The organism is Lentilactobacillus sunkii DSM 19904, assembly GCF_001435575.1.
Classification (GTDB): domain Bacteria; phylum Bacillota; class Bacilli; order Lactobacillales; family Lactobacillaceae; genus Lentilactobacillus; species Lentilactobacillus sunkii.
Genome location: NZ_AZEA01000006.1, coordinates 78,220 through 101,071 on the forward strand (window position 1 = coordinate 78,220; position 22,852 = coordinate 101,071).

The 22,852-nt window shown below is 41.9% G+C and carries 11 protein-coding genes; 8 read left to right on the forward strand and 3 right to left on the reverse strand.

What is annotated here, in order from left to right:
• The first annotated feature begins 72 nt into the window (after positions 1-72).
• The 7 genes from FD17_RS05765 (at position 73) to FD17_RS05800 (ending at position 16,933) form a co-directional block, all read left to right on the forward strand.
• Positions 73-1,092 (forward strand): lipoate--protein ligase, encoded by a 1,020-nt coding sequence (locus FD17_RS05765; RefSeq protein ID WP_057824524.1) that lies wholly within the window; start codon positions 73-75, stop codon positions 1,090-1,092.
• Positions 1,093-1,265: 173 nt separating this feature from the next.
• Entirely contained in the window at positions 1,266-9,590 is an 8,325-nt protein-coding gene (locus tag FD17_RS05770) for an LPXTG cell wall anchor domain-containing protein (protein WP_057824526.1), read from the forward strand.
• A gap of 477 nt (positions 9,591-10,067) precedes the next feature.
• Positions 10,068-11,096, forward strand: coding sequence for a ketopantoate reductase family protein (locus FD17_RS05775; RefSeq protein WP_057824528.1), 1,029 nt, complete (start codon positions 10,068-10,070; stop codon positions 11,094-11,096).
• Between the two features lie 175 nt (positions 11,097-11,271).
• Complete coding sequence (locus tag FD17_RS05780; protein WP_235803181.1) at positions 11,272-11,628, forward strand: type II toxin-antitoxin system RelB/DinJ family antitoxin; 357 nt, start codon at positions 11,272-11,274, stop codon at positions 11,626-11,628.
• Positions 11,629-12,337: 709 nt separating this feature from the next.
• The gene (locus FD17_RS05790) at positions 12,338-14,074 is read left to right on the forward strand and encodes an ABC transporter ATP-binding protein (protein WP_057824532.1); all 1,737 of its coding nucleotides are present in this window, start codon (positions 12,338-12,340) and stop codon (positions 14,072-14,074) included.
• Entirely contained in the window at positions 14,074-15,960 is a 1,887-nt protein-coding gene (locus tag FD17_RS05795; protein WP_057824534.1) for an ABC transporter ATP-binding protein, read from the forward strand. Before FD17_RS05790 ends, FD17_RS05795 begins: the two co-directional genes overlap by 1 nt.
• 13 nt (positions 15,961-15,973) lie before the next feature.
• Positions 15,974-16,933 (forward strand): hypothetical protein, encoded by a 960-nt coding sequence (locus tag FD17_RS05800; protein ID WP_057824536.1) that lies wholly within the window; start codon positions 15,974-15,976, stop codon positions 16,931-16,933.
• A 73-nt stretch (positions 16,934-17,006) separates the two neighbouring features.
• On the opposite strand, the gene FD17_RS05805 is transcribed toward FD17_RS05800, so the two are convergent.
• Entirely contained in the window at positions 17,007-17,819 is an 813-nt protein-coding gene (locus FD17_RS05805; RefSeq protein WP_235803182.1) for an AraC family transcriptional regulator, read from the reverse strand.
• Positions 17,820-17,960: 141 nt separating this feature from the next.
• On the opposite strand from FD17_RS05805, the gene FD17_RS05810 reads away from it, so the two are divergent.
• On the forward strand, positions 17,961-19,922 hold the full coding sequence (locus FD17_RS05810) for a sugar MFS transporter (protein ID WP_082617144.1): 1,962 nt from the start codon (positions 17,961-17,963) through the stop codon (positions 19,920-19,922).
• A gap of 238 nt (positions 19,923-20,160) precedes the next feature.
• On the opposite strand, the gene FD17_RS05815 is transcribed toward FD17_RS05810, so the two are convergent.
• The gene (locus FD17_RS05815; protein WP_057824540.1) at positions 20,161-20,763 is read right to left on the reverse strand and encodes a nitroreductase family protein; all 603 of its coding nucleotides are present in this window, start codon (positions 20,761-20,763) and stop codon (positions 20,161-20,163) included.
• A gap of 226 nt (positions 20,764-20,989) precedes the next feature.
• The gene (locus tag FD17_RS05820) at positions 20,990-22,672 is read right to left on the reverse strand and encodes an alpha/beta hydrolase (protein WP_057824542.1); all 1,683 of its coding nucleotides are present in this window, start codon (positions 22,670-22,672) and stop codon (positions 20,990-20,992) included.
• Positions 22,673-22,852: the final 180 nt, after the last annotated feature.

A 22,852-nucleotide genomic window follows, 5' to 3' on the forward strand; every position in this document is an offset into this window, starting at 1 on the left:
CGATATTATTTACTTCAATTATACCGTATAATTGAAGATGTACTAGAATTTGAACAAAGGGGGAAATGTCAGATGTACTTAATCGATATTTCCAGGAATGGTAAACCCAGTTATGATGCACGGGTGAACCAATCATTGGATAATTATTTTGTGAATGATCTAAAGCTGCCGGGTCATGGATTTATGTTCTATATTAATCAACCGTCTGTGATTATCGGCCGGAACCAAAACGTCTGGGCGGAAGTCGATGTCGACTATCTGCATGACCATGACATTCAGCTGGTTCGTCGCACTTCCGGCGGTGGCGCCGTTTATCATGATATGGGGAACTTTATCTTTGAAAATATTCTGACGGATAACGCTGATGATTTCGGCGATTACGGCCATTTTGCAGAACCAGTTTTGAAAGCGCTTCGTAAGTTGAATATCGACGTCAAAATGAAAGAAAACTCCAGCGATCTTATCTTGGATGGCAAGAAATGGTCAGGCATGACGATGTTCAAGAGCGGCCAAGGACTGGCAGCCGGCGGGACCATTATGTATGATTTAAATATTGAAAATGCCAAGAAAGTTTTAACGGAAGATCAAATGGAGAAGCAAAAAGGACTGGGTGTCCGTTCCAAGCGCAGTCCGATTATCAATTTGAAGGATTTCCTCCCGGATGGGATGACGATGGCTGATTTTCGTGAGTACTTGTTAAAAGAAATTTTTAGTGTGAAATCACTTGATGACATCGAAACCTATCATATGACCGACCAGGACTGGGCCAATGCCGATAAGCGATTGGCAGAAACCTATGGCACGGATGAATGGAACTTCGGCCACAACCCTGGTTATTATGATTATGCCGACAAAGAGCTCAGTGAAGGCAAATTGGGCATTAATTGGACAATTGAAGATGGTAAGTTGGTTCATCTGAAGTTCAATCCATTTTTCAAAGTTAAGGGATTGAATGAGATTGAGGCCGGACTTGCTGGAAAGAAGCCAAGCAGTTGGAACGTTAAACGGGCAGTCAAGAAGGCTGGCATTGAGAATATCGATGACGATGAGTTGATTGACTTTCTTGTGGATAACTTTAATAAAACCGAATAATCTTTTCAAAAGTGGCTGGAACAAGACTCAGGTTTTGTTTCCAGTCTTTTTTGTGTTTTCAAAAGTCATACTATCTTCACACTTTCCTCGAACTTTGTGAACATTTGTACGATATGCTTATGACGTTGATAAGAGGGAATAATTCAAATCGAAGCATATGGAGGACGAAAGTTATGAAGAAACGAACAAGCTTTTGGATTCAAGCGATCGGCGTCTTGACGCTGGTTCTTGGGAATTTTTTTACAGCTGGGACCGCGTTGGCTGATGTCATTTCGACCAAAGAGGTCGTTGCCGACAACGCAAAGCTGATCGATGACAGACGTGGTTTGATTACCAAGTCCAAAGTTGGTGATCAGGCAAACATGGCATTTGATTTGACGGTAGGCGGACTTTCCCAGTCCGGTACGGTTAAATTTAATTACAACGCTGATTATTTCAAAATTAAGGATAAACAATTCAAATTTTCAAATGGCGATACCAAAGTGGTCGTCGACATTGATGGCAAAGAGTCCACAATTTCATGGACAAACGCGATTGATAAGACAGATCTCGAGGTCATTTTACCGGTGAAATTCAACCGGACAGTTAATGACCGGGAGTTGGATTTCGTCGTTGACGATGAAAAGGTTAAGCTGCCGACCTTAACGGTGGTTGAAGAAGACGAAGATGTTAAAGATGTGCCAACAGTTGAAAAGCCGGATGGCAATTTGGCTGACGACAACATTTTAAACGAGGCACTGGCTGATGAAAAGGCGTCTGATGAAGCTGAGGCTGCTCATAAAGAAGCCGAGTCAAAGAACCAGCCAAAATTGACTGAGGATACCCAAAAAGACGCCGAAGTTGACGAAAACTCATCGCAAGCCGATGCAGTGGAACAGCCAAAGCAATCCAACCGTGAGCAGGCTGAAGCATTGTTGAAAGAAAAGCAGGCAGCAGACCAAAAGAAAGCTGAGGAGAAGAGTCGTCAAGCCATTGCCGACACTCAAAAATCCGACAAGCAGGCACAGTCGACTCAATCTACAGACGTGCAGACGGTCAAAGATGGTGGCGAAACAAAAGAATCTGCCACCCCACAGACCCCTGAAGTATCTGACTTGAAAGGCGCAAAAGAAGCAGTTGCCGCTGACGATGCGGATGCCGACGAACCGGCTGACAATCAAATAACTCGACAGCTGCCGGTGAATGGAGTCTTCGATGATGAAGATGGTAATGATATTACCCAACAAATCAAGGCTGCAGAAACACCACAATTTTTCAAATCAATTTCATTTACTTATAAAGATAAAGACGGCAAGATGCAAACTAAACAGATCCCGCCAGTTCTTGAAGAGATCGTCGAACTTCCATCCGTATTGCGGGTTAACAAGAATATCGAAATTCAGTATGAATGGGACATTGACACGATTAAAGAAAAAACCGGTATCGACATTCAGCAGGGTGACTTTTATACGTTTGACCTGAAAGGGATGACGTATAAGTATGGTACTACCGGTCTATATGATGAATTCATCAAGTATAATGGCAAAACCATTGGCCGGTTTACCATGACGCCAACTGCTGATCCACATACACAAAATGTGAAAATTACTTTTCTTCCCGGTGAGTTGGAAGGTGTGTCCAATATTCAATATAAGGCAAGCTTGAAGACAGAGATTAATGCCAATTCTGATGAAATTTCTTTTGGGGAAAACTCCAAAGGTGAGATTGATATTGAAGTTGGGGAAGAGTTAGTATCTGTTGAAAAAGTTGGGGCCTTCCACAAAGAAAATGGCGTAACCGATTTGGATACGCTTGACTGGACATCCACGTTTAAAGTGAAGGATGGCAAAAAAGCCACCAATGTTGAGCTCTATGATCGATTTGGTACTGGATTTGAACATGATAAGAATAAAGTTGATTATGTATTCACGATTCAGACAGCGGATGGCAAAGAAACCGTCATTGACGACAAGAGCAGCGCGGAATACAAGCGAATTGTTGCCAACAATCAGATATTCAAATTCGATGTTGATGACTTAAACTTGCCAGACGGAATTACTGAAATTGAAGTGAACATGGTAACCCCAGTCGTTCGGACGGATTACAAGAGTTTCAAGAATGAAATTAAGGCCAATAATGTAACTCTCTCCGACGGCGAAAAGACCAAAACCCTTTATACTGAAGCATGGATCAATCGTGATAAAAATCATCTGACGAAGACTGCAAAAATGGATGAAAACGGCAAGATTAAGTACACGGTTGGCTTTACAGTTGAAGCTGGTCAGAAAAATATTACTTTAAAAGATACGTTGAGCACGAACAGATTTAGTTTCAGCAGTGACAAGAATGATTACACGCTCAGCCCCGCAGTTGAAGGCTGGTTCGCAGAAGGTCCGACTGTTGACGGGAAAACACTGAGCATCAAGTTCAGTGATGCAATTGTTCCAGAGACTGGTATGAAGACTTATACATTCTCTTATATTATCAATCCGGCTGACGATATCACCGATGCTGACTATAAAGACATTACTAATTCGGTTGAAGTGAACGGTCAAAAGAAGAGTCATCAATTTGGCCCAACGATCAATAGTAAAAACAACGTGAGCTTTGATTGGCAGAAAATGATGACCAGTTGGAGCATTCACGTTAACCAGATTGAACGAAACATTGATGGGACATTCACAATTACAGAACCTGTTAAAGGCACGAACCCAAATTATTTGGATTATCAGGCTTACTATGACAGTTTTAGTGATGGTAAGGATGGTTTTACCGACGAAATCAAAAATCACTTAAGCTTCACTAAAAAGACAAATGATTCTAAATGGGATTACAAAGTTGTCAACGGAAAAGCTTACTGGGCTGACGACACGGATAATGAGAACGAAGCATTTACCGTGTCCGCTTCAGATGGTCAGATTAAAATCCAAGTGCTGAATCTCCCAGCTGGTGAAAAGTCATTTGTGGCTTATCTAAATAATGTTCCTTTGGATAAAGACAAGATTTTGAAGGCAACTCCCGCTGAATTAGCGCTGATTTGTAATTATGCCGGCGTGGATTATGAGGGATCCGGTGAGACAGTTGTTTCAACTTGTAAAGGTCAGGGAGACCTGATTCGAAACAACATTTCAAAAGAAGGCCAGTTATCCAAGAATTTCTTGAAAGATGGCATCATCAACTGGACAACTCGATTCAATTACCGCCAGTACCTTGGCTCAGATGAAGAAAAGCTGATGACAAAGGATGGCATTGATATCACCGATGAAGTTGGTCCTGATGTGATTAAGGACGCCAGTGGTGCAACCACCGACCGTGATCTTCAAGACATTAAGAATCTGCTGATGGAGAGCCTCCAGGTATCATTGGCCAAGATTGATGCTGATGGCCGTGGCATTTCCGAGTCACAGATTTTGGATAAAAAGCAGTATATAGTTGAAGTTGACGTCGACCAAAATCACAAAGTGACGTTTAATTTAAAACTATCTGACGATGCTTATGAGGATGTTTATCAGGGTGGCAAGAAAGTCATCGAGTTGAAGTACCAATCCAAAGTCGCCAACTTCAAAGCTGATGATGAGAAGGCTTACGAACATCTAAAGTCTTGGACATTCAGGAATCAGGCAACCGTGCAATGGAACAAAGATGATGAAGGCGAATATGCCCACACACTCCAGGCCAACGCTGCGGTTTCCTACACGGATAACGGTCATCTGCTGAACAAAGAAGGTGTTCTTCAAAAGGACAATCTTGAGCTTAATGAAGGTGACCATACTCGAAAAGTGGGTGCCGTGAAGTGGAATCTGGCAATCAACGGTAATGGGTACAAGCTTAAAGCACCGGTAAAAATTACCGATACGCTGGGCGGTGGTCACTATCATTTGAAAACCAATGATAACAACTATAAGTTGAAAATCTATGAAGCCAAACGATCACTAAGTAATGACAATGTAGTCTATTCCAAAGATTCAGACAGTCCGTTAACAGAGGGACAAGATTATGAGATCGTGTACTCTGATAGTTTAAACACGATGACGATCAAATTTAACAGTTCCTACACAGTTGATACACCACTGTTGGTTGAATACTATACTGTCACTTCAAAAACAATTGGGACTTCTTACAGCAATGAAGTGAAGCTCACCATCTCTTCGAAGGATTTTGAAGACACTGAAGAAGTGGAATCCAGTGCAACGGTTGCCGGTCAATATACGACGTTTGCCGCCAACATCAAGAAAGTCGACGCCGCAACCCAGCTTCCACTGGAAGGCGTTAAGTTCCAAACCCAGATGAAGAACAAGAGTGGCAACTGGACCGCCGTTGGGGAGGAGAAATTAACTGATAAGCAAGGATTTGTCTCCTTCGATGGGCTGTATGACAAACCGACATATCGAATTGTCGAAATCAGCGGTCTTGAGAACTACGATGACAGATGGGTTTCAGATGAGTTTACGATTGCCGATGCTCAAAAAGAATCTGAAGACGGCAACGAAAACACATATTGTATAACGGCTGAAAATCACCGGACAAATGCTTTGAAGATCAAAAAGACTGTGACTAATCCAATGAGTGTTAATAAGGATGATCAATTTGAATTCAAAGTGTATGTAACCGATAAAGATGGTGAAGTTAATACTGATTTTAACGATGAGTTTAGTTATGCAGTTGGCGCAGAGAACGGGGTTGTCCGCTTTGAAAAGGGCAAGTCAACCAATCTCCCAGCCATCAAAGACGGCCAGGTTATCACGATCACCGGCTTGCCACAGGATAAATATTATCGGGTGGTTGAATCGGCTAACGGTTCATACAAAGCAACTCATACGATTGATAATTTAACCACAGTTGAACCGGACGGCAATGGTGGGGATCAGACCGATGTCTTCCAGATGCTCCAGGGGAAGGATGCAGCGGCTGGAATCGTGAAGTTCAACAACGAAGGCCAGACGACCCACTTTGGTTTCTCCAAGAAAATTGAAGGGCCAAACACTGACGATGACAAGAATCAGACTTTTGATTTCATGATGAAAGTAATGGATGAGAGTGGAAACGTGGATACTGGCTTCAGTGGCGAGATCGAAGGGATTAAACATACGACTAATGGGGATGCCAATGTGACCTTCAATTTCGATCGGGGAGTTGCCAAAGAAGTTGAGTATTCCGACAAAAGCAAGTCATCAATTGAGTTAAAAACTGGTGAAAGTTACCGTAATATCAAGTTACCAGCCAATGTGAAGGTGAAGGTATACGAAAAACAAGATACACAGTATACGGAAGTTCACTATCGGATTGACGATGGGGAAGAAAACGAAGCCGGAGATTCTGACGAAAAAGGTTGGAATGCTGTTGGACCGGTTAATGCAAACAATTCAACAGTGAAGTTCATCAACAAGCAGGTTGTGAACCAGTTTGAATTTGAAAAGGTTGTTGCCGGAGATATGCCTGAAGGGGTGCAAGGATTTGACTTCAAAGTTGAAGCTGACGATGAAGAAACTGTGAAGGCTGTTAAAGGCCAAACGGTGAAGGCAATTGTTAAGAATGCGACGACCAACAGAGTTATTAATTCAGGTGAAATCAAATTCGACGACGATGGCTCTGCCACTCAAATCAAGTATGGCACCGATGAATTGACTGACCCGGTCAATATCACTCTTGAAGATAACCAGAAATTGGTAATTCTCGGGTTACCGAAAGATGCAACCAAGTTTAAAGTGACTGAAACCACAAATGGCCATTTTGATACTAATACGCATGTTGACGGTGAGAAAAAGCAGATTGACAGCAAAGAAGCAGTCCTTGAATTAAACAGAGAGAATGCAGAAAACTCGATTCAATTTGAGAACGTCGCGCCGGATCTGGTGCCGTTTACAGTAAGAAAGACGGTTACTAGCAGTGTTGTTCCAGCAGACAAGAATAAAACATTTGAGTTTGTATTGACAATTATGAATCCTGCAACAAATTGGAATGATGATAAGCCTGTTGAGTTTAGAGCAGATAATTCAGCAGGAAAGGTTACATTCCACAAGGATGGAGATGTTTATAAATCCGAGAAGCTCGAATTAAAAGCCAATGAGTCGATTACGCTGTATATTTCCAAAGGCCTGCAAATTGATGCTCAAGAAACGAATACGGAAGGTTATAAAGTCAGTCATCAATTCGGTGAACATAAAGAAGATGGTGATTCCCATCAGATTACCACCGATAAGGACATGCCTGAGTTGATCTTTAATAATCATTCTTTGACAACTGGAATTGAAGTTAAGAAGACTGTCAAAGCCGAAGACAAGAATCAACTTGGTCAAGAAGATTATAGTAAAAAATTCAAGTTCAAGGTTCATGGGACAGATAAAGAAGGAGAATCTCTGCCTGGAACATTTACACTTCGAAAATATAGCGTAAGTGGTCAATATAAAGATGAAGATGTTTCATTTAATCAGAATGATATGATTAACTTCAATCTGAAACATGACCAAAAAGCCCAAATTCTTGGACTCCCAATCGGATCCAAAATTCAGGTAACTGAAACTGAAGAAAGTAGTGAGGGCTACGACCCAAGCTACAAAGTTAACGATAACTCCGAGAAGCAGGGTAACAAAGCGACTGAATTTATCACTCAGGAAGATCAACTTGGCACCGTTCACTTCATCAATACCAAGGTGATTCCTGAAGAAGCCAGCTTGATGGTTAAGAAAGTTCTCGCCGGTCCAGTGACTGATGAAGACAAAGACGTTAAGTTCGAATTCAGAGTGACCGCAACGCCAAAAGACGGCGTTGCCGATGAACTCAGTGGTAAATTTAAAGCTGAAAAGCTTGATCATAACGGTGATACGTCGGACGTTGATGTTGAATTTACTGATGGCAAGTCAGACATTCTGAAGTTACAGGGCGGCGAGTCCATCAACATCAAGGGCTTACCAACTGATTACAAGTATAGTGTCAGTGAAAGAACCCGTGCTCAACGATTTATGTATGAAACTTCATACAACGTCAACGATACAACCGATAAGAATGGGAGTATCACAGAAGGCATTGCCTTGAAGGACGGACAAGCGGGCAAGGTAGTCTTCACGAACACCAAGTTTGAAGTTGAAAATGCCGAACTGTCGATCAGTAAGAAACTTGCCGGTGGTGGAATCATTGATGCCGACAAGAACAAGAGCTTCACGTTCGTCATTGAAACCGATGCAAGTGTTGATGGCGAGTATGACGCAGTCCTGGATGGTCATGATAAGGTGAAAGTAACGTTCAATAATGGCAAGGCAACGGTCGACTTGAGGGCGGATGAAAAGATCGTTATCAAAGACCTGCCGAGCGAACACAACACTTACACCGTGACTGAAACGAACGGGTCCAGCTTTAAGACCAAGTATCAGCTCAACGGCACTCGGATGGAAGATGGTACCAAAACAAAAGTCTTCAAATTGACAGACAAGCAACGAATTGACGTTGATTTCACCAACAGCAAGGACACACCGAAATTAGCCAGCCTCAAAGTTAATAAAGAAATTGCTGGCGAAGGTTTGACGACAGCTGACCATGACCGAGACTTTAACTTCAGAATTTACTCCGAGATAACGGGTGAATTCAAGGCTGTCAAAATGGATCAGCACGGCGATTCACATGACCTGAATGTGAAATTTGCCAACGGTGAATCCGACGTTATTACTTTGAAAGACGGTGAATCATTAACGATAAACGGTCTACCAATTGATTACACTTATTCGGTAGGTGAAGAGCAGGTTAATGGTTTTGCGCCAACTTACAAGGTGAATGGCGCCAAGGTTCAATCGGGGATGACAACACAGAGTTTCAAGTTAACCGAAGATCAAAAGGGGACAGTTGAATTCACCAACACCAAGAATGGTGAGATGGAGTTGGGAATCCTTTCTGTAAGTAAATTTGTGAACGAACTTGGTGACCGATCCCGTAAATTTGAATTCCACATTGAAGTGACTGATGGACTAAGCAACCCGCTGAACGGCGCGTACAAGACCCAGGTCACAACCGATGGGAAATCAGTTGATGGAACCATTCAATTGAATGGGGGTAACGGCAAGTTCACATTAACTCACGGACAGACAATTAAATTCTTTTTACCACTTGGTGCGAAGTATGAGATTGCCGAACAGGATTATTCCAAGGATGGATATGTTACGACCGTGACGAAACGAAATGCAGTCGTTAACGATCCAACTGTAACCGGAACAGCTACCAAAGAAGATGACACCATCGTGTACCATAATGATTTGGAAGACGATGAAGCGGAATTACCGCTGCCAGGGGACGAAGATGAGGCTGATGATTCATCAATCGGCACGCTTGACAGTGACGATTCTGCCGGAACATCAGGTAACACAAGTTCTGTTGACAGTCCAATGGGGATTCCATCGTCTGGTTATACAGGCAAGTCAACCCTTCCGCAGACCGGTGAAGATAACAATACACTTCTCATGGTGATTGGGATGTTCATGTTAGTTGTGGTTCTTGGGATGGGTAGTCTGTATTTGGCAAAACGGAAATCATAGAAATGAGGGAAATAACAAAAAAGTCAAAAATTAAATAATTAATTTAAAAGGCTGCCGGACAATGTCCTGGCAGCCTTTTAGTGACATTGACATGTCAGAGATTCACATTATTTTCTCAAAATGTATTGACATATTCTAATCTTACTATCATAATACGAGTTATCAATTTGAAAGAAGTTTTCTACAAGCTTTACTAAAAGAAAAACCATTCGGCGGCTGAGAGATGGTAGTGAAATTGTAGATTGTGACTTTCATGCTTTACCCATAAATCGGTGAGCGCAAGTTAGCCGGTTTCGGACTTGTCCGTTAAAGCAAGCAACGAGTGGATATGAAAAGTATCTATGAAGGTGGTACCGCGGCCAATTGTCGTCCTTTTGTCTTAGTGACAGAAGGGCGATTTTTTTGTATCGCGGGTTGCTTTAGTGGGATTGATAATATTGGTGATTACATATTCGAAAATGAAAGGGAGTTTTATTTATGAAATATACAGTATTAGGTGCAGGCGCAATGGGTTTGAGATATGGGGTTCTTCTTCAAGAAGCCGGCTTTGATGTTGACTTTGTCGACACTTGGGAACCTCAAGTAGAGACTGTTCGGCAGCAGGGTGGCGTTTATGTATCACGGGATGGTCAAAACAAGCATCTAGTGCCCGTGAACGTGTACTATCCTGAAGAATACAAAGGTGATCCGGATGTCCTGATTGTCTTCACCAAGCAGTATCAATTAGCTGACTTCTTAAAACGCTGTTCACGATTCTTTAACGACAAACAATATGTTGTTACATGTATGAACGGGATGGGCCATGTTGAAAAGCTCAACGAGTACTTCCCTAAGGAACGGTTACTCGGTGGTACTGCACTGATCGGAACTGTATTAAATAAAGCCGGGGATGTTGACTTTATCGGTCCCAAGGGTGCCGGTTCAATGAATATTGCCAATGAAACCGAGAAGCCCGATGAGATGACTCACAAGATTGTCGATGAATTCCAGAAGGCCGGTCTCAATCCTAATTTAACTACCAACTTCCTTGGAACCTTGATGGCCAAAGTTGTCTTCAACTCCGTCATCAACACCCTTTGTACAATGTTTAAGATCCGAATGGGTGAGTACATCCAATCACCAGTTGCTCAAAAACTGGGTGTCCAATTAATCGATGAAGCCTTTGACGTGTGCGAACGCGCAGGAATTACATTACTTAATACCCGTGAAGAAGAGTGGGAGACCGTTAAGTATGTCAGCACCGTATCCAACCCACTTCACTTCCCATCAATGTATCAGGATATTTCCAAGAACCGTCAGACCGAAGTTGATTACATCAACGGCTACATCTACGATCTTGGATTGAAATATCATTATGAAGCCAAGACCCACGACTTCTTGAGAAACCTGGTTCATTTGGCTGAATTTGCCGGCACCTTCGATGTTGACAGTTACATGAAGTCCGTTCTTGAACGCGATAAGAAAGCAGCTGTTAAGACACCGGAAGCCCATGTGGCAGAAGCATAGTTTTTTTCGGATTGAGTATCTGATAACGACAGACAAAATTTACCTGAGTCCCGCCATGCTATACAAGTGTGGTGGGATTTTTTGTGCAATAAAGAATTCCCCACTTGAGTTCATGTTGATACAATGAATGAATTTTCCATGTATTACGTAGATATAAACAGACAGGGAGGTTAGTATGAAAAAGGTTGGCAAAGTACGCCAAATGACGTACAATTATGTTGAGGTGATCAATATGGCAAGAATAGAAGCTCGAATTGATTCAAAGGTGAAGGATAAAGCAAAAGTTGAATTGGCGAACCATGGGCTAACAATTTCTGATTTCATTCGAATGACACTCACTACAATTGCCAACGAAGGACTGCCGAAGTATTATTCACTACCGAATAATGAATTATTAGCAGCTCTTCAAGAAGTCGTTGATGATGTATCTGGGAAACACAAACTACCGACAGCTCACAGCGTAGAAGAACTAAAAAAGATGCTAAATGATGATGAAATGGAGCAGACAGCCCCTGATGGCCAAGATAATTAGTTATACACATAGGTTCCAAAAACAATATCGTAAGAAAATTAGGGATCCTCGATGGAAACATATTTTTGAAACACAGTTACCACCTGAAATTGATGGCTCTAAAAGAACACCATTTGATTTTATTACTGATTGTTTGATTAATGACGATCCTATTCCGAGGTACTTTTATCCCCACGCATTGAATGGGGTGTCGAACATTGTGCAACAAATTAAACGGTAACTTAGTGATCCATCTGTGACCGCCATCGTACTCGAGTTACATTTTGATGGGCACAATGGGGATCATTTATTAGTCTATGTGCCAACTGATGAAGTCGTATTCTTTGTCAGCATTGGAACCCATAGTGAGTTGTTTGGTTAAATCTCCCCATAATTTTACTTGTAGGAATGTGAGAGAAAGTGGTTTACGATTTTGGTAGGTTATTGGCGACTGTGAATATGATCCGTGTAACATGCTTCAACTAGGTAATATCAAAATTGAGGATGGGCCTATTGGTAAAATGTTAATTTTGCCATAGGCCTATTTTGTTTAAAAAGTTTTGGTTAAAATGAGTGAAACAAACTTACTTTAAGTTCATAATAGGAACTATCTGTTTACTTATTTAGTACTATTTAAGCTTGATATTTTTATGTCGAAGTTGTAATATGCTTAGGTACCTAAATAAGCTAAAAATTCCCATCTAAAAACGAACCTGGAAGGAGTAGCAACATGCTGAAAATTGCCAAAAATCGGATCTCATATATGGCAGTCCTCGGGGCAGTCCTGTTTATGGTTATTCAAGTGATCGCAAACTTGAATCTTCCCAGCCTGACCTCCGATATTGTGAACAATGGGGTAGCCAAAGGAGATATCGGATATATTTGGAAAGTAGGCTTTGAAATGGCCGGCTTTTCGTTGATTAGTATCCTGGCGGCGATCTGCAACGTCTTTTTAGCGGCTCGAACTTCACAAAAGTTGGGCCAGAATTTACGGAGTGACGTTTACCGCAAAGTCATCAATTTTTCTAAAGACGAATACGATCAGATCGAGACATCATCATTGATCACTCGGACAACCAACGATGTCGTTCAAATTCAAAACGTGGCAATTATTATGCTGCGGATGATGCTGATGGCCCCAATTATGTTAATCGGAGCAAGTTTCTTGGCTTACACCAAAGACCATCAATTAACGATGATCTTTTTGGTTGTACTCCCAGTCATGATTCTCTTTGTCGGCCTCCTGCTCTACTTCTCGGTTCCTTTATTCAGAGCGATGCAGACCAAAACCGATAAAATCAACCGTATCTTTCGTGAAGGTTTGACCGGCGTTCGGGTTATCCGGGCATTCCGTCAAGACAAGTTCGAACAAGACCGCTTTGAGGATGCCAACCGGGATTACACCGACAACGCCATTAAAGTAAATACAATTGTGGCTTTGGCATTCCCTGTGATGACTTTAATCATGAGTGGCACCAACGTTGCCATTGTCTGGTTCGGTGCCAAATTAATCGGTGCTCAATCCATGCAGGTTGGTAACCTGATTGCGTTTATGAGTTATGCCATGCAGATTTTGATGAGCTTTATGATGCTCTCCATGGTTTTCGTGTTTATTCCACGAGCCCAGGCATCAGCCAAGCGGATTCAGACTGTGTTGGCATTGAAGTCAACTATGAAGGAAGCCGACAAGCCGGTTATTCTCGATCCAGATGCCAAGCAACATGACCTGAAATTTGACCATGTTGAATACCGCTATCGTCAAGCCGAACTTCCAGCATTGACCGACATCGACTTTGAAGCTCATAGTGGCGAAACGGTTGCGATCATTGGTGGTACTGGGTCTGGTAAGACCACATTGGTCAGCTTGATCCCACGGTTTTATGATGTGGATAAGGGTGAAATTGAGCTTGATGGTCATAATATCAACGACTTCTCAATGAAAAACTTACGGGACCAGGTTTCATTTGTTCCTCAAAAAGCCACATTATTTACCGGCACAATTCGGGACAACATGAAGTATGGTAATCCCGATGCAACCGATGATCAGATTTGGCATGCGTTGGATATTGCCCGGGCCAAGGACTTTGTTGAAGAAGACCCGGCTGGCCTCGACTTACAGGTTGAGCAGGGTGGAGACAACTTCTCCGGTGGCCAAAAGCAACGATTGGCGATTGCCCGTGCTTTGGTCAAAAAGTCCGCTGTTTATGTCTTTGATGACTCATTTTCGGCACTTGATTTTAAGACCGATGCTGATTTGCGGGCAGCTTTACGAGCCGATAAGCATATTCAACAAAGTATTACGGTTATCGTTGCTCAACGAATTGCAACGGTTGCTGATGCTGATCTGATATTGGTATTGGATAACGGTAAGTTGGTTGGTAAGGGAACCCATGATGAACTTCGAGCCAACAACAAAATTTACCAAGAAATCATTCATTCACAACTGAGAGAGGGGGACCAGAAATAATGGCTGAAAAAGATAATGCACCTCAACCAGCAGCTAATCGCAACCATGGTGGCCGTGGCGGCTTCCAAGGCGTTGTTGAAAAGCCACACAATTTCTGGGGCACGACCAAACGCCTGCTGGATTATATGCAGGATCGAATGGTCGGCCTGATCCTGGTCTTCGTCTTTGCGATCATCAGTGTTATTTTCCAAATCAGAACACCTAAAATTTTAGGTGAAGCAACGACTGAAATCTTTAAAGGCTTGATGAAGGGAAATGCTCAACAAAAAGCCGGCTTCAGTGTTATGTCACTCCCCATTAATTATGAAAAGATCGTTCAAATCATTTTAATCGTTATTGTGATGTATCTTGCTTCTGCGGTATTCAGCTTCCTGCAGCAGTACATTATGACAAGAATTTCCCAGAACACTGTCTACAAGCTTCGTCGGCAGATGAAAGGAAAGATGCGTCTGGTTCCAATTAAGTATTATGATACCCACAGCAATGGGGATATCATGAGCCGGGCCGTTAACGATATGGATAACATTGCCAGCACGCTTCAGCAAAGTCTGACCCAGGCGGTTACCAGCTTTGTGACATTCATCGGAACTTTGTGGATGATGTTTACGATTAGTTGGAAATTAACCATCATTGCCTTGATCACAATTCCATTGAGTTTGATCATTGTTGGAATTGTTGCACCACGTTCTCAGAAATACTTTGCCGCCCAGCAGAAGAGTCTGGGGTTGTTGAATAACCAGGTTGAAGAAAACTATGCCGGCCAGATTGTTCTGAAGAGTTTCAATAAGGAACAAGACACGATCGAGCAGTTTGAAGTTCAAAACAAGTTGTATTATCAGGCTGCCTGGAAGGCCCAATTTATCTCAGGGATTATCATGCCTTTGATGATCTTCCTAAATAACATTGGCTATGTGTTCGTTGCTGTGGTTGGTGGAATTCAGGTTGCCAACGGAACGGTTACACTTGGTAACGTTCAGGCCTTCCTGCAGTATACCAACCAGTTTTCACAACCCATCTCTCAGTTAGCCAACCTGATGAACACGATTCAGTCAACGATCGCGTCGGCTGAACGTGTCTTCGAAGTGATTGATGAAGAAGAAATGAAGAACACCAAGGCCGATCGCCCAGTTGAAACAGATACCGATAACTTGGTGGAATTGGAACACGTTCAATTTGGCTACAACGATGATGAGCTGTTGATGAAGGATTATAACCTGGCTGTTAAACGAGGCCAACAGGTTGCCATTGTTGGGCCAACTGGTGCCGGCAAGACCACCATCATCAACTTACTGGAACGTTTCTACGATGTCAAAGGCGGCAGTATTCGCCTCAAGGGTGTCGATACCCGTGATTTGGATCGGGAAGACTTGCGCTCCCACTTTGCCATGGTACTTCAAGATACCTGGCTGTTCACTGGGTCGATTTATGACAACATTAAATACGGTCGGGAAACGGCAACTGATGATGAAATCCTCGAAGCAGCCAAAGCAGCCCACGTCGATGAGTTTGTCCGTAAGCTGCCAAAGGGTTACGATACCGTGTTGAATGAATCGGCTTCCAACATATCCCAAGGCCAGCGTCAATTAATTACAATTGCCAGAGCCTTTGTGGCCGATCCTGAAATCCTGATACTGGACGAAGCAACCAGCTCGGTTGATACCCGTACCGAAGTTCAGATTCAGCACGCGATGAGTCAGCTGTTGGAAAATCGAACAAGCTTTGTGGTTGCCCACAGACTTTCAACGATTCAAAATGCCGACAACATTATCGTGATGAACCATGGTGCGGTTGTGGAAACCGGGACTCATAATGAATTGTTGGCCAAGAATGGATTCTATGCCGATCTGTACAACAGTCAGTTCTCAGATGATGTTTCATTTGATTAGGGAGGAGCTTACGATGAAAAAATTATTTGGATTGTTAGTCGCTGCAGCTTCTCTGATGGTCATTTTGAGTGGCTGTGGCGCACCTACTTTATCCGTGCAAAGCCATCACCTCAATCCAGATGGGTTGGCTGCGGTTGTTAAAGGTAAAAGCAATCAAAAAAATGTTCAATATGTGATTAAGAATGGTTCCCACTCTGAAACACAAAATAATGAAGCACCAATTGGTGTGGGAGGAACTGATACCATTAGTGGCGCTTATGCCATTACGGTTCCGACAAAGGCTGTTAAACAAACCATGCGCTTATCGGCGGGTGGTAAGCATCAAACGGTCACAATTGCCAAGGCTAATGTTTTAAGTGATTATAGTACGCTTCAAAAGAAATATAATCAGGCATTGACCGGAACGGCACTATCGAAAAAAGATCAGAAATTGGCAGCCAGTATGAAAAAACAGGCAGCTGATTTGAAGAAAGCTTCCGAGGCATTGAAGACGAATAAAGCAACCAGCTTGTCCGCAATGCAGGCCAAGGCAAAACAGGCTGAACAAATCAAAACTGATGCTGAGAAACTAAAACGTGAGCAGATTCAATTGGCTGGGGCTATGAAGCAGGCCCAGGCCAGCGTCAAAGACGTATTGCTGCCTAAAAATGCCAAATCCGGGGTTAACAATTTGGTTAAGACCAAGGATTTCACAATTAGGACAAACGTTGATAATCAAAAAGTGGTCGGGATTGCAATGATGGTTCCAACCAAGGGACTCAAAAATAAGAGCCAAATGAAGTCATTTGTCATGTCGTTTTCTATGTTGGCGAATAGCGTTGGTGCTAATGCCAAGCAGGTGCTTAAAGATTTTCAAAAGATTACCAAAGATAAAAACAAGAGTTCAACGACAACCCCAAAGATTCATTCAAATGGTCTGACGTTTAGCCTCGGTTATTCAACCACAACTTTATATATCTTCATTACAAAGTAATATGAAAATCCCACCACTATTAGCTTAAACAGCTGATGGCGGTGGGATTTTTTGGGCTTTTACTGATAATACCTCAAATGAATCGTCGGAACTTTGTTGGGGTGGTGTGATAGGTCTTTTTGAATTGGGAAATAAAATGAGAAATATTGTGGAAGCCGACTTTGTTTCCAATTGTATTTATCTCCCACTCTGGATGAGTAAGTAAGAACTCTTTTGCTTTTTTCATCCGGTAATTGGTCAGATACTCAAGTGGTGTGATGTCGAAGGCCTTCTTGAATACACGGTTTTGATAAGTAACCGAATAGCTGGTAATCTTTGAAAGTTGTTCGTTGGAAACCTTTTCGGAATAATGGTCGGAAATGTAATTCACAATTGGCAAAGTAATGTGGGTAGCGTTTGAGTGAAGATCTTTAAATACATTATTTTGATGTAAGAGCATGATAAATTTGTATATCTCCACTGACTGATCCGGTAGTGATACGGTATTACTGCTAATAAAATCGTGAAATATTTCAGGAATAAATGCCATAATTTCTGGGGAAATTCTGTCTATATATAGAAAATCTTTCAATCCAAGATATTGAGCCAGTTCTTCACAGAGTGTACCGTCAAAGGATAGAAAAGCTGTTTTCCAATTTTTTTGGTCTAGGGGATGATACTCATGAGGGATTCTTGGCCTAAAAAGGATTCCCTGGTTTGGCCCCAGAAGAAACTGCTGATTTTCAATATTCACCACGCCGGTTCCCATCTCCGTTTGTAACCAGTGATAAGTGTAATATCCATTGGAACGGTGAATAGGTGGTTGACTCCAGTGATAGCCAATACTTTCACAATATAAAGGTAGCGGTTGATTTGGTTTATTAAACGCTATGCGCAATTTATGCACCTTCTTAATAACATTTTACTATAAATGGGTCAGATATGGATATATTAGGGTAAAAAAATGGTATTAATGAAAACCCTTCCAATATATACTTAAAACGTTGAAACAAAATTTTTCTAAATTCATTAGGAGGCGCATTGGAATTTGGACGTTGTAGAAAGTAAAAAACGCAGGAAAAACTTTTGGTCGATATTTAATTTTGCCTTTGCAAATATTGGTGGATCTGCCGTTTACATGACCTTTGGAACATACTTTATGGTGTATGTAACTTCGGCAATGTTTACCGGGGTCCCAAAGGCCCAAGCCAACAAGTTAATTGCTATGATAACAGGATTAATATTCATTATTCGGCTTGTTGAAATTTTTATTGATCCAATTATTGGTAATATTATCGATAATACCAATACTCGTTGGGGAAAATTCAAGCCTTGGCTGATAGGAGCAGGAACTATTTCCAGTTTACTGCTGGCACTGCTTTTCTCAGGAATATTTGGATTATCAAAGGTGAGTGCAACTTGGTTTACCATCATGTTTATCCCAATATTCATTACCTTTGATATCTTCTATTCATTTAGAGATGTTTCATATTGGGGCATGGTGCCTGCCCTGACAGAAGATAGTCACGAGCGATCACTGTTCACTGCGGCTGCAAACTTTAGTGGATTTGGTCAAAACATTGTGACCATCATTATTGTCCCCGTTGTGACCTATGTGACATTCCTGTTCACCGGCCAACATAATGAAGGACAACCCGGCTGGACTGCCTTTGGTATTCTGATTGCGGTTGTCGGCATTATTTGCTCGTTTGTTGTTGGACTGGGGACTCACGAAAAACAAAATGCTTTGCGTGAAGTTACCAAGAAGAAGACCAGCTTGAAGGATATGTTTTGGGCATTGGGTCATAATGATCAAATGCTTTGGACGGCATTTCCGTATTTGATTTATGGATTTGGTAATGCTGCGACTGCCGGTTTGATGTTCTATCTGTTTAAATACATCATGGATAAGCCTGGTTTATTCTGGATTACCGGACTAATTCCAACAATTGCCGGATTCTTTACTTCTCCACTATATCCAATCATTAACAAATGGGTTACCCGGAAGACGATTTATGCCGTCAGTATGTGCAGCATGATCTTAGCTTATATTCTTTTGATTGTTTCAACTGATAACCTGACCATGGTCGTCACCGCAATGATTCTTTATTATGTACCACAAGGTTTCATCTTCATGGCCGTTATTTTGACTTTAACTGATACCATTGAATATGGACAGTTGAAAAACGGTACACGAAATGAAGCTGTTACATTGGCAATTCGACCAATGCTGGATAAAATGTCCGGTGCCATTTCAAATGCGATTGTTGGTTGGGTTGCCGTTGCAGCCGGAATGACTGGAACTGCAACTGCCGCATCAATGACACCTGGTGGCATTTCCTTATTCAAGATGGTTGCCTTTTGGATCGCATTAATTTTACATGTCCTTGCATTGTTCATTTATGTGTTCAAGGTTAAGATTTCTGAAAAGAAGCATGCCGAGATTGTGGATGAATTGCAACATAAATTAGCCGTTGAGGGGATTGGTGATTCTGGAACTGATGAAGGAACTTCCAACCATACAGAGCCTGAAAAGCCTGCTTCCAAGTCTGCTGAAGTCAACATCTATGCACCTGTCAGTGGTGTCACAATGGCGTTGTCAGACGTTGTGGATGAACACGGGCACAAAGGAATTGCCGGTAAAGGAATCGCCATTCAACCAACTGAGGGTAAGATATATGCACCATTTAATGGTAAGGTTGTCTTACTATTTACAACTAAGCACGTGATTGGCCTTCGTTCAGAAGATGGACTCGAAGTGTTAATCCACGTTGGTTTAGGAACTGTTAATATGCGTGGGGAAGGATTTATCAATCATCTGGATTCTGGTCAGTCATTTAAGAAGGGTGATTTACTTCTTGAATTTAACCGTGATAAGATCCAGCAAAGTGGTTACAAAGATACTGTCATCGTATTATTGACTCAGCCTCAAGAAGTTATCAATGCGCATTACACTGATAAAGAAGTTGTGAATAATGGTGATGAACTTGGGACGATACAAATAAAATAACATTGGGTTTGTGTGAAAAAATTCCAACTTTTACGTAATCGATTGGTTTTTCACTAGCATCTATCAATAATAAAGAGGTCTCAAGACTGTGAAAACAATCTTGAGACCTCTTTATGGAATTTTTTTGGTTTTGCAAATTTTAATTCAGGCGTTAGTACTTCTAAATAATGGGCACAATAAAAGACGATGTTTAAGTCAACCTTTCAGTCAAGGAAACATCGTCTTTTCAAATGCTGATTTACTTCAAAACCTTAAAGCGATCTTCATCATTCATGAATTCCTTGTCGCCTGCAGGGGCTTCAATTGAACCGAAGTCCATTTGAGCGCGGAGCTTCCAGCTGTCAGGAATACCAAAGGCTTCTTTCACTTCATCATCGATGAGTGGGTTGTAATGTTGTAAGTTGGCACCAATGCCGTTTTCAGCAAGGGAAGTCCAAACAGCAAATTGGGCGTTACCTTGAGCTTGTTCTGCCCAGTCGGCGAAGTTGTCGGCATACAGAGCAAAGTCATTTTCAAAACGGTGAACAACGTCCATGTCAGTGTAGAACATAACGGTACCAAAAGCTGATTTGAACGCGTTAATCTTTTCCAAAGTCTTTTGGTAAGCTTCTTCGGTAGGAACTTCTGACTTCAATCGTTTACCAACGATATCCCAGAGCTTTTCGTGGTTGGCACCGAATAAGATAACGGCACGGGTGGTTTGGTTATTGAATGGGGTTGGTGCCCACTTAATATCTTTCTTGATCAAGTCAGCAATCTCGTCAGAAGTTTGGTTGATGTTACGGCCTAATGCATAAATTGAGCGACGCTTCTTGGCAAGATCCAATAATTGTTCTTTCATGTGTTAAAATTCCTCCAATGGGTTTACTTACTTTTTATTAGTTAATAGTTTATATGATACAGATTGATAAATCTGATGTCAATACAAATTAACCTGAAATATTTTACACACTTACTTTAGCACACAATCTGGTGCGTAAACTTGATCTGAATCAAGTTTATAGTTAGTTATTATAAAAAAGCTCAGTGATTTTCATCACCGAGCTTTCGACGTGCTAAATTGATTATTATGCGGCAACTGTGTAAGTTGCAGGTACGTTCAGATCATCATTTGAAGACGGATTGCTAGAGCTTGTTGCCGAGGCAAGGAAATCTTCAATATTTTTCATGTAATCTTGAACGGCGTTACTTGCTGAGGCATGACCGCCAACGTGACCGTCAAGAATCCAAAGCTTTTTATCTGATGAAGTACTCATGTTATACATTGTTTCTGTTTCAGTATCAGGGATGAAGGTATCATCTTCAGTTGAAATGAACAGTGTGGGCAGTTTTGAGTTCTTAACAGAAGTAATTCCGGAAACATCATCCAAGCTGAAGCCTTGAACCAACTTGTTAATCCCGTTCATAGCAGTCAGCAACTGGTCAAATGGTACTAATGGAATTGATCCATTAAGATTCCAGCCGATCTTGGACGTGATGCTGTTTAAGCTGTTTGCTGCACCAGAGTATAAATGATAAATCAGAGATGGAATTGTGGAAAATCCACAATCGGCAATGGTTGCTTTAACAGAAGAAGGCAAATTGCCCTGAGCCGCATATTGCAGAGCTGTATTGGCGCCAAGTGATTGGCCATATAAAACGATTTGGCTGTCTTTGCCATTCACTTGATCAATCTTGTTGACCCAGTTAACCCAGTCTTGTTTATCTTTATTACCAAAGCTTAGCCATTCTCCATCACTGGAATTCTGACCACGAGTGTAAGGCATCAAAACATTGTAGCCCATATCATAGAACATCTTGGAAATCCGACCCATTCCTTCTGGTTCGGTGGTCCAGCCTTGGCCGTAGATGATGGTCTTTTTTGAGTCACCATTTTTAATGTAGGTGGCTCTGGCTGTTCCGGTTCCATCTGCGAATGGAACCTCCAAGGTTTCTTTTTGAACTCGGTTGTCGTACCAATCCTGAGCATCAGTATAGTAGGCTTTGACGTAATCCGGATTGTATTTTTGATCCAAATCGGCCCAGTTTTGACTCACATCCCAACGATTAGGGGACAATAAAGTCCGAAAATGGGAAATGAATTGAGCGCCTTGTCTGCTGGCAACCAGTGGATAAATGATCGAAGCGGCAATGCCACTTGTGATCCCCGTAAAGAAATTAATAAATGGGTTATCGCTAGATTGCTTGATGGCAGGGTCTGTCGAATCACCAATGCCGTCTACAGTGATTTCATCTTTATCAGAAGTTGATGTTGATGATGAGGCAGTGGTAGTGTCAGTATCAGTCTGAGTGGACTCGTCGGATGCATCTTGGCTTTCCGTTGGCTGCTCTGTCGAAGTGTCAGTTGAGTTATCTGTTGTTTCTGAAGCAACATCAGATTGATCGTCTGTCGACGAGCTTGTAGCCGTTGTGTCAGCGGATGAATTATCGGCAGTAACTGATGGTTCGTCAGTTGAATCATCACTTGCTGCAGTGGTTGGCTGCTGGTCAGCACTTGAATCAGCAACATTTGCATCAGTGTTTTCCACCGGTTGAGCCGATTGGGTTTCTGATGACTCGCTGGCAAGTGTCGGAACAGTTGATTCACTTGTGGATGAACTGTCCGTTGTTACAGTAACTGCAGAATCAGTTGCAGACTGCGATTGAGATGTATCTGCGTATGTAGAATTGCTCAGCAGCAGGAATCCCAAGGCAACACCCAAAGATGTCGCTAACTTCAGCATATGATGATAGCGTTGTGAAGTATTCATGTTATATGTTTCTCCTTTCTTAATATTTTCAGAACCTTTATATTATATAATTCATCAACTTATATGTATATAGGCAATCAATCGAAATTCATTTCATTTTGATGACAAAAAAAGAACCAGCGATCGAAATCGCTGGTTCTTTCAAATTTTGGTTCTACAATATCTGTTGTTGGTAATAGA

Bases quoted from the DNA above. Each gene is read 5' to 3' on its own strand.
- FD17_RS05775 (WP_057824528.1), top strand. From the start codon at position 10,068: ATGAAATATACAGTATTAGGTGCAGGCGCAATGGGTTTGAGATATGGG.
- FD17_RS05815 (WP_057824540.1), bottom strand. From the start codon at position 20,763: ATGAAAGAACAATTATTGGATCTTGCCAAGAAGCGTCGCTCAATTTAT.
- FD17_RS05800 (WP_057824536.1), top strand. From the start codon at position 15,974: ATGAAAAAATTATTTGGATTGTTAGTCGCTGCAGCTTCTCTGATGGTC.
- FD17_RS05795 (WP_057824534.1), top strand. From the start codon at position 14,074: ATGGCTGAAAAAGATAATGCACCTCAACCAGCAGCTAATCGCAACCAT.
- FD17_RS05820 (WP_057824542.1), bottom strand. From the start codon at position 22,672: ATGAATACTTCACAACGCTATCATCATATGCTGAAGTTAGCGACATCT.
- FD17_RS05765 (WP_057824524.1), top strand. From the start codon at position 73: ATGTACTTAATCGATATTTCCAGGAATGGTAAACCCAGTTATGATGCA.
- FD17_RS05790 (WP_057824532.1), top strand. From the start codon at position 12,338: ATGCTGAAAATTGCCAAAAATCGGATCTCATATATGGCAGTCCTCGGG.
- FD17_RS05780 (WP_235803181.1), top strand. From the start codon at position 11,272: ATGAAAAAGGTTGGCAAAGTACGCCAAATGACGTACAATTATGTTGAG.
- FD17_RS05770 (WP_057824526.1), top strand. From the start codon at position 1,266: ATGAAGAAACGAACAAGCTTTTGGATTCAAGCGATCGGCGTCTTGACG.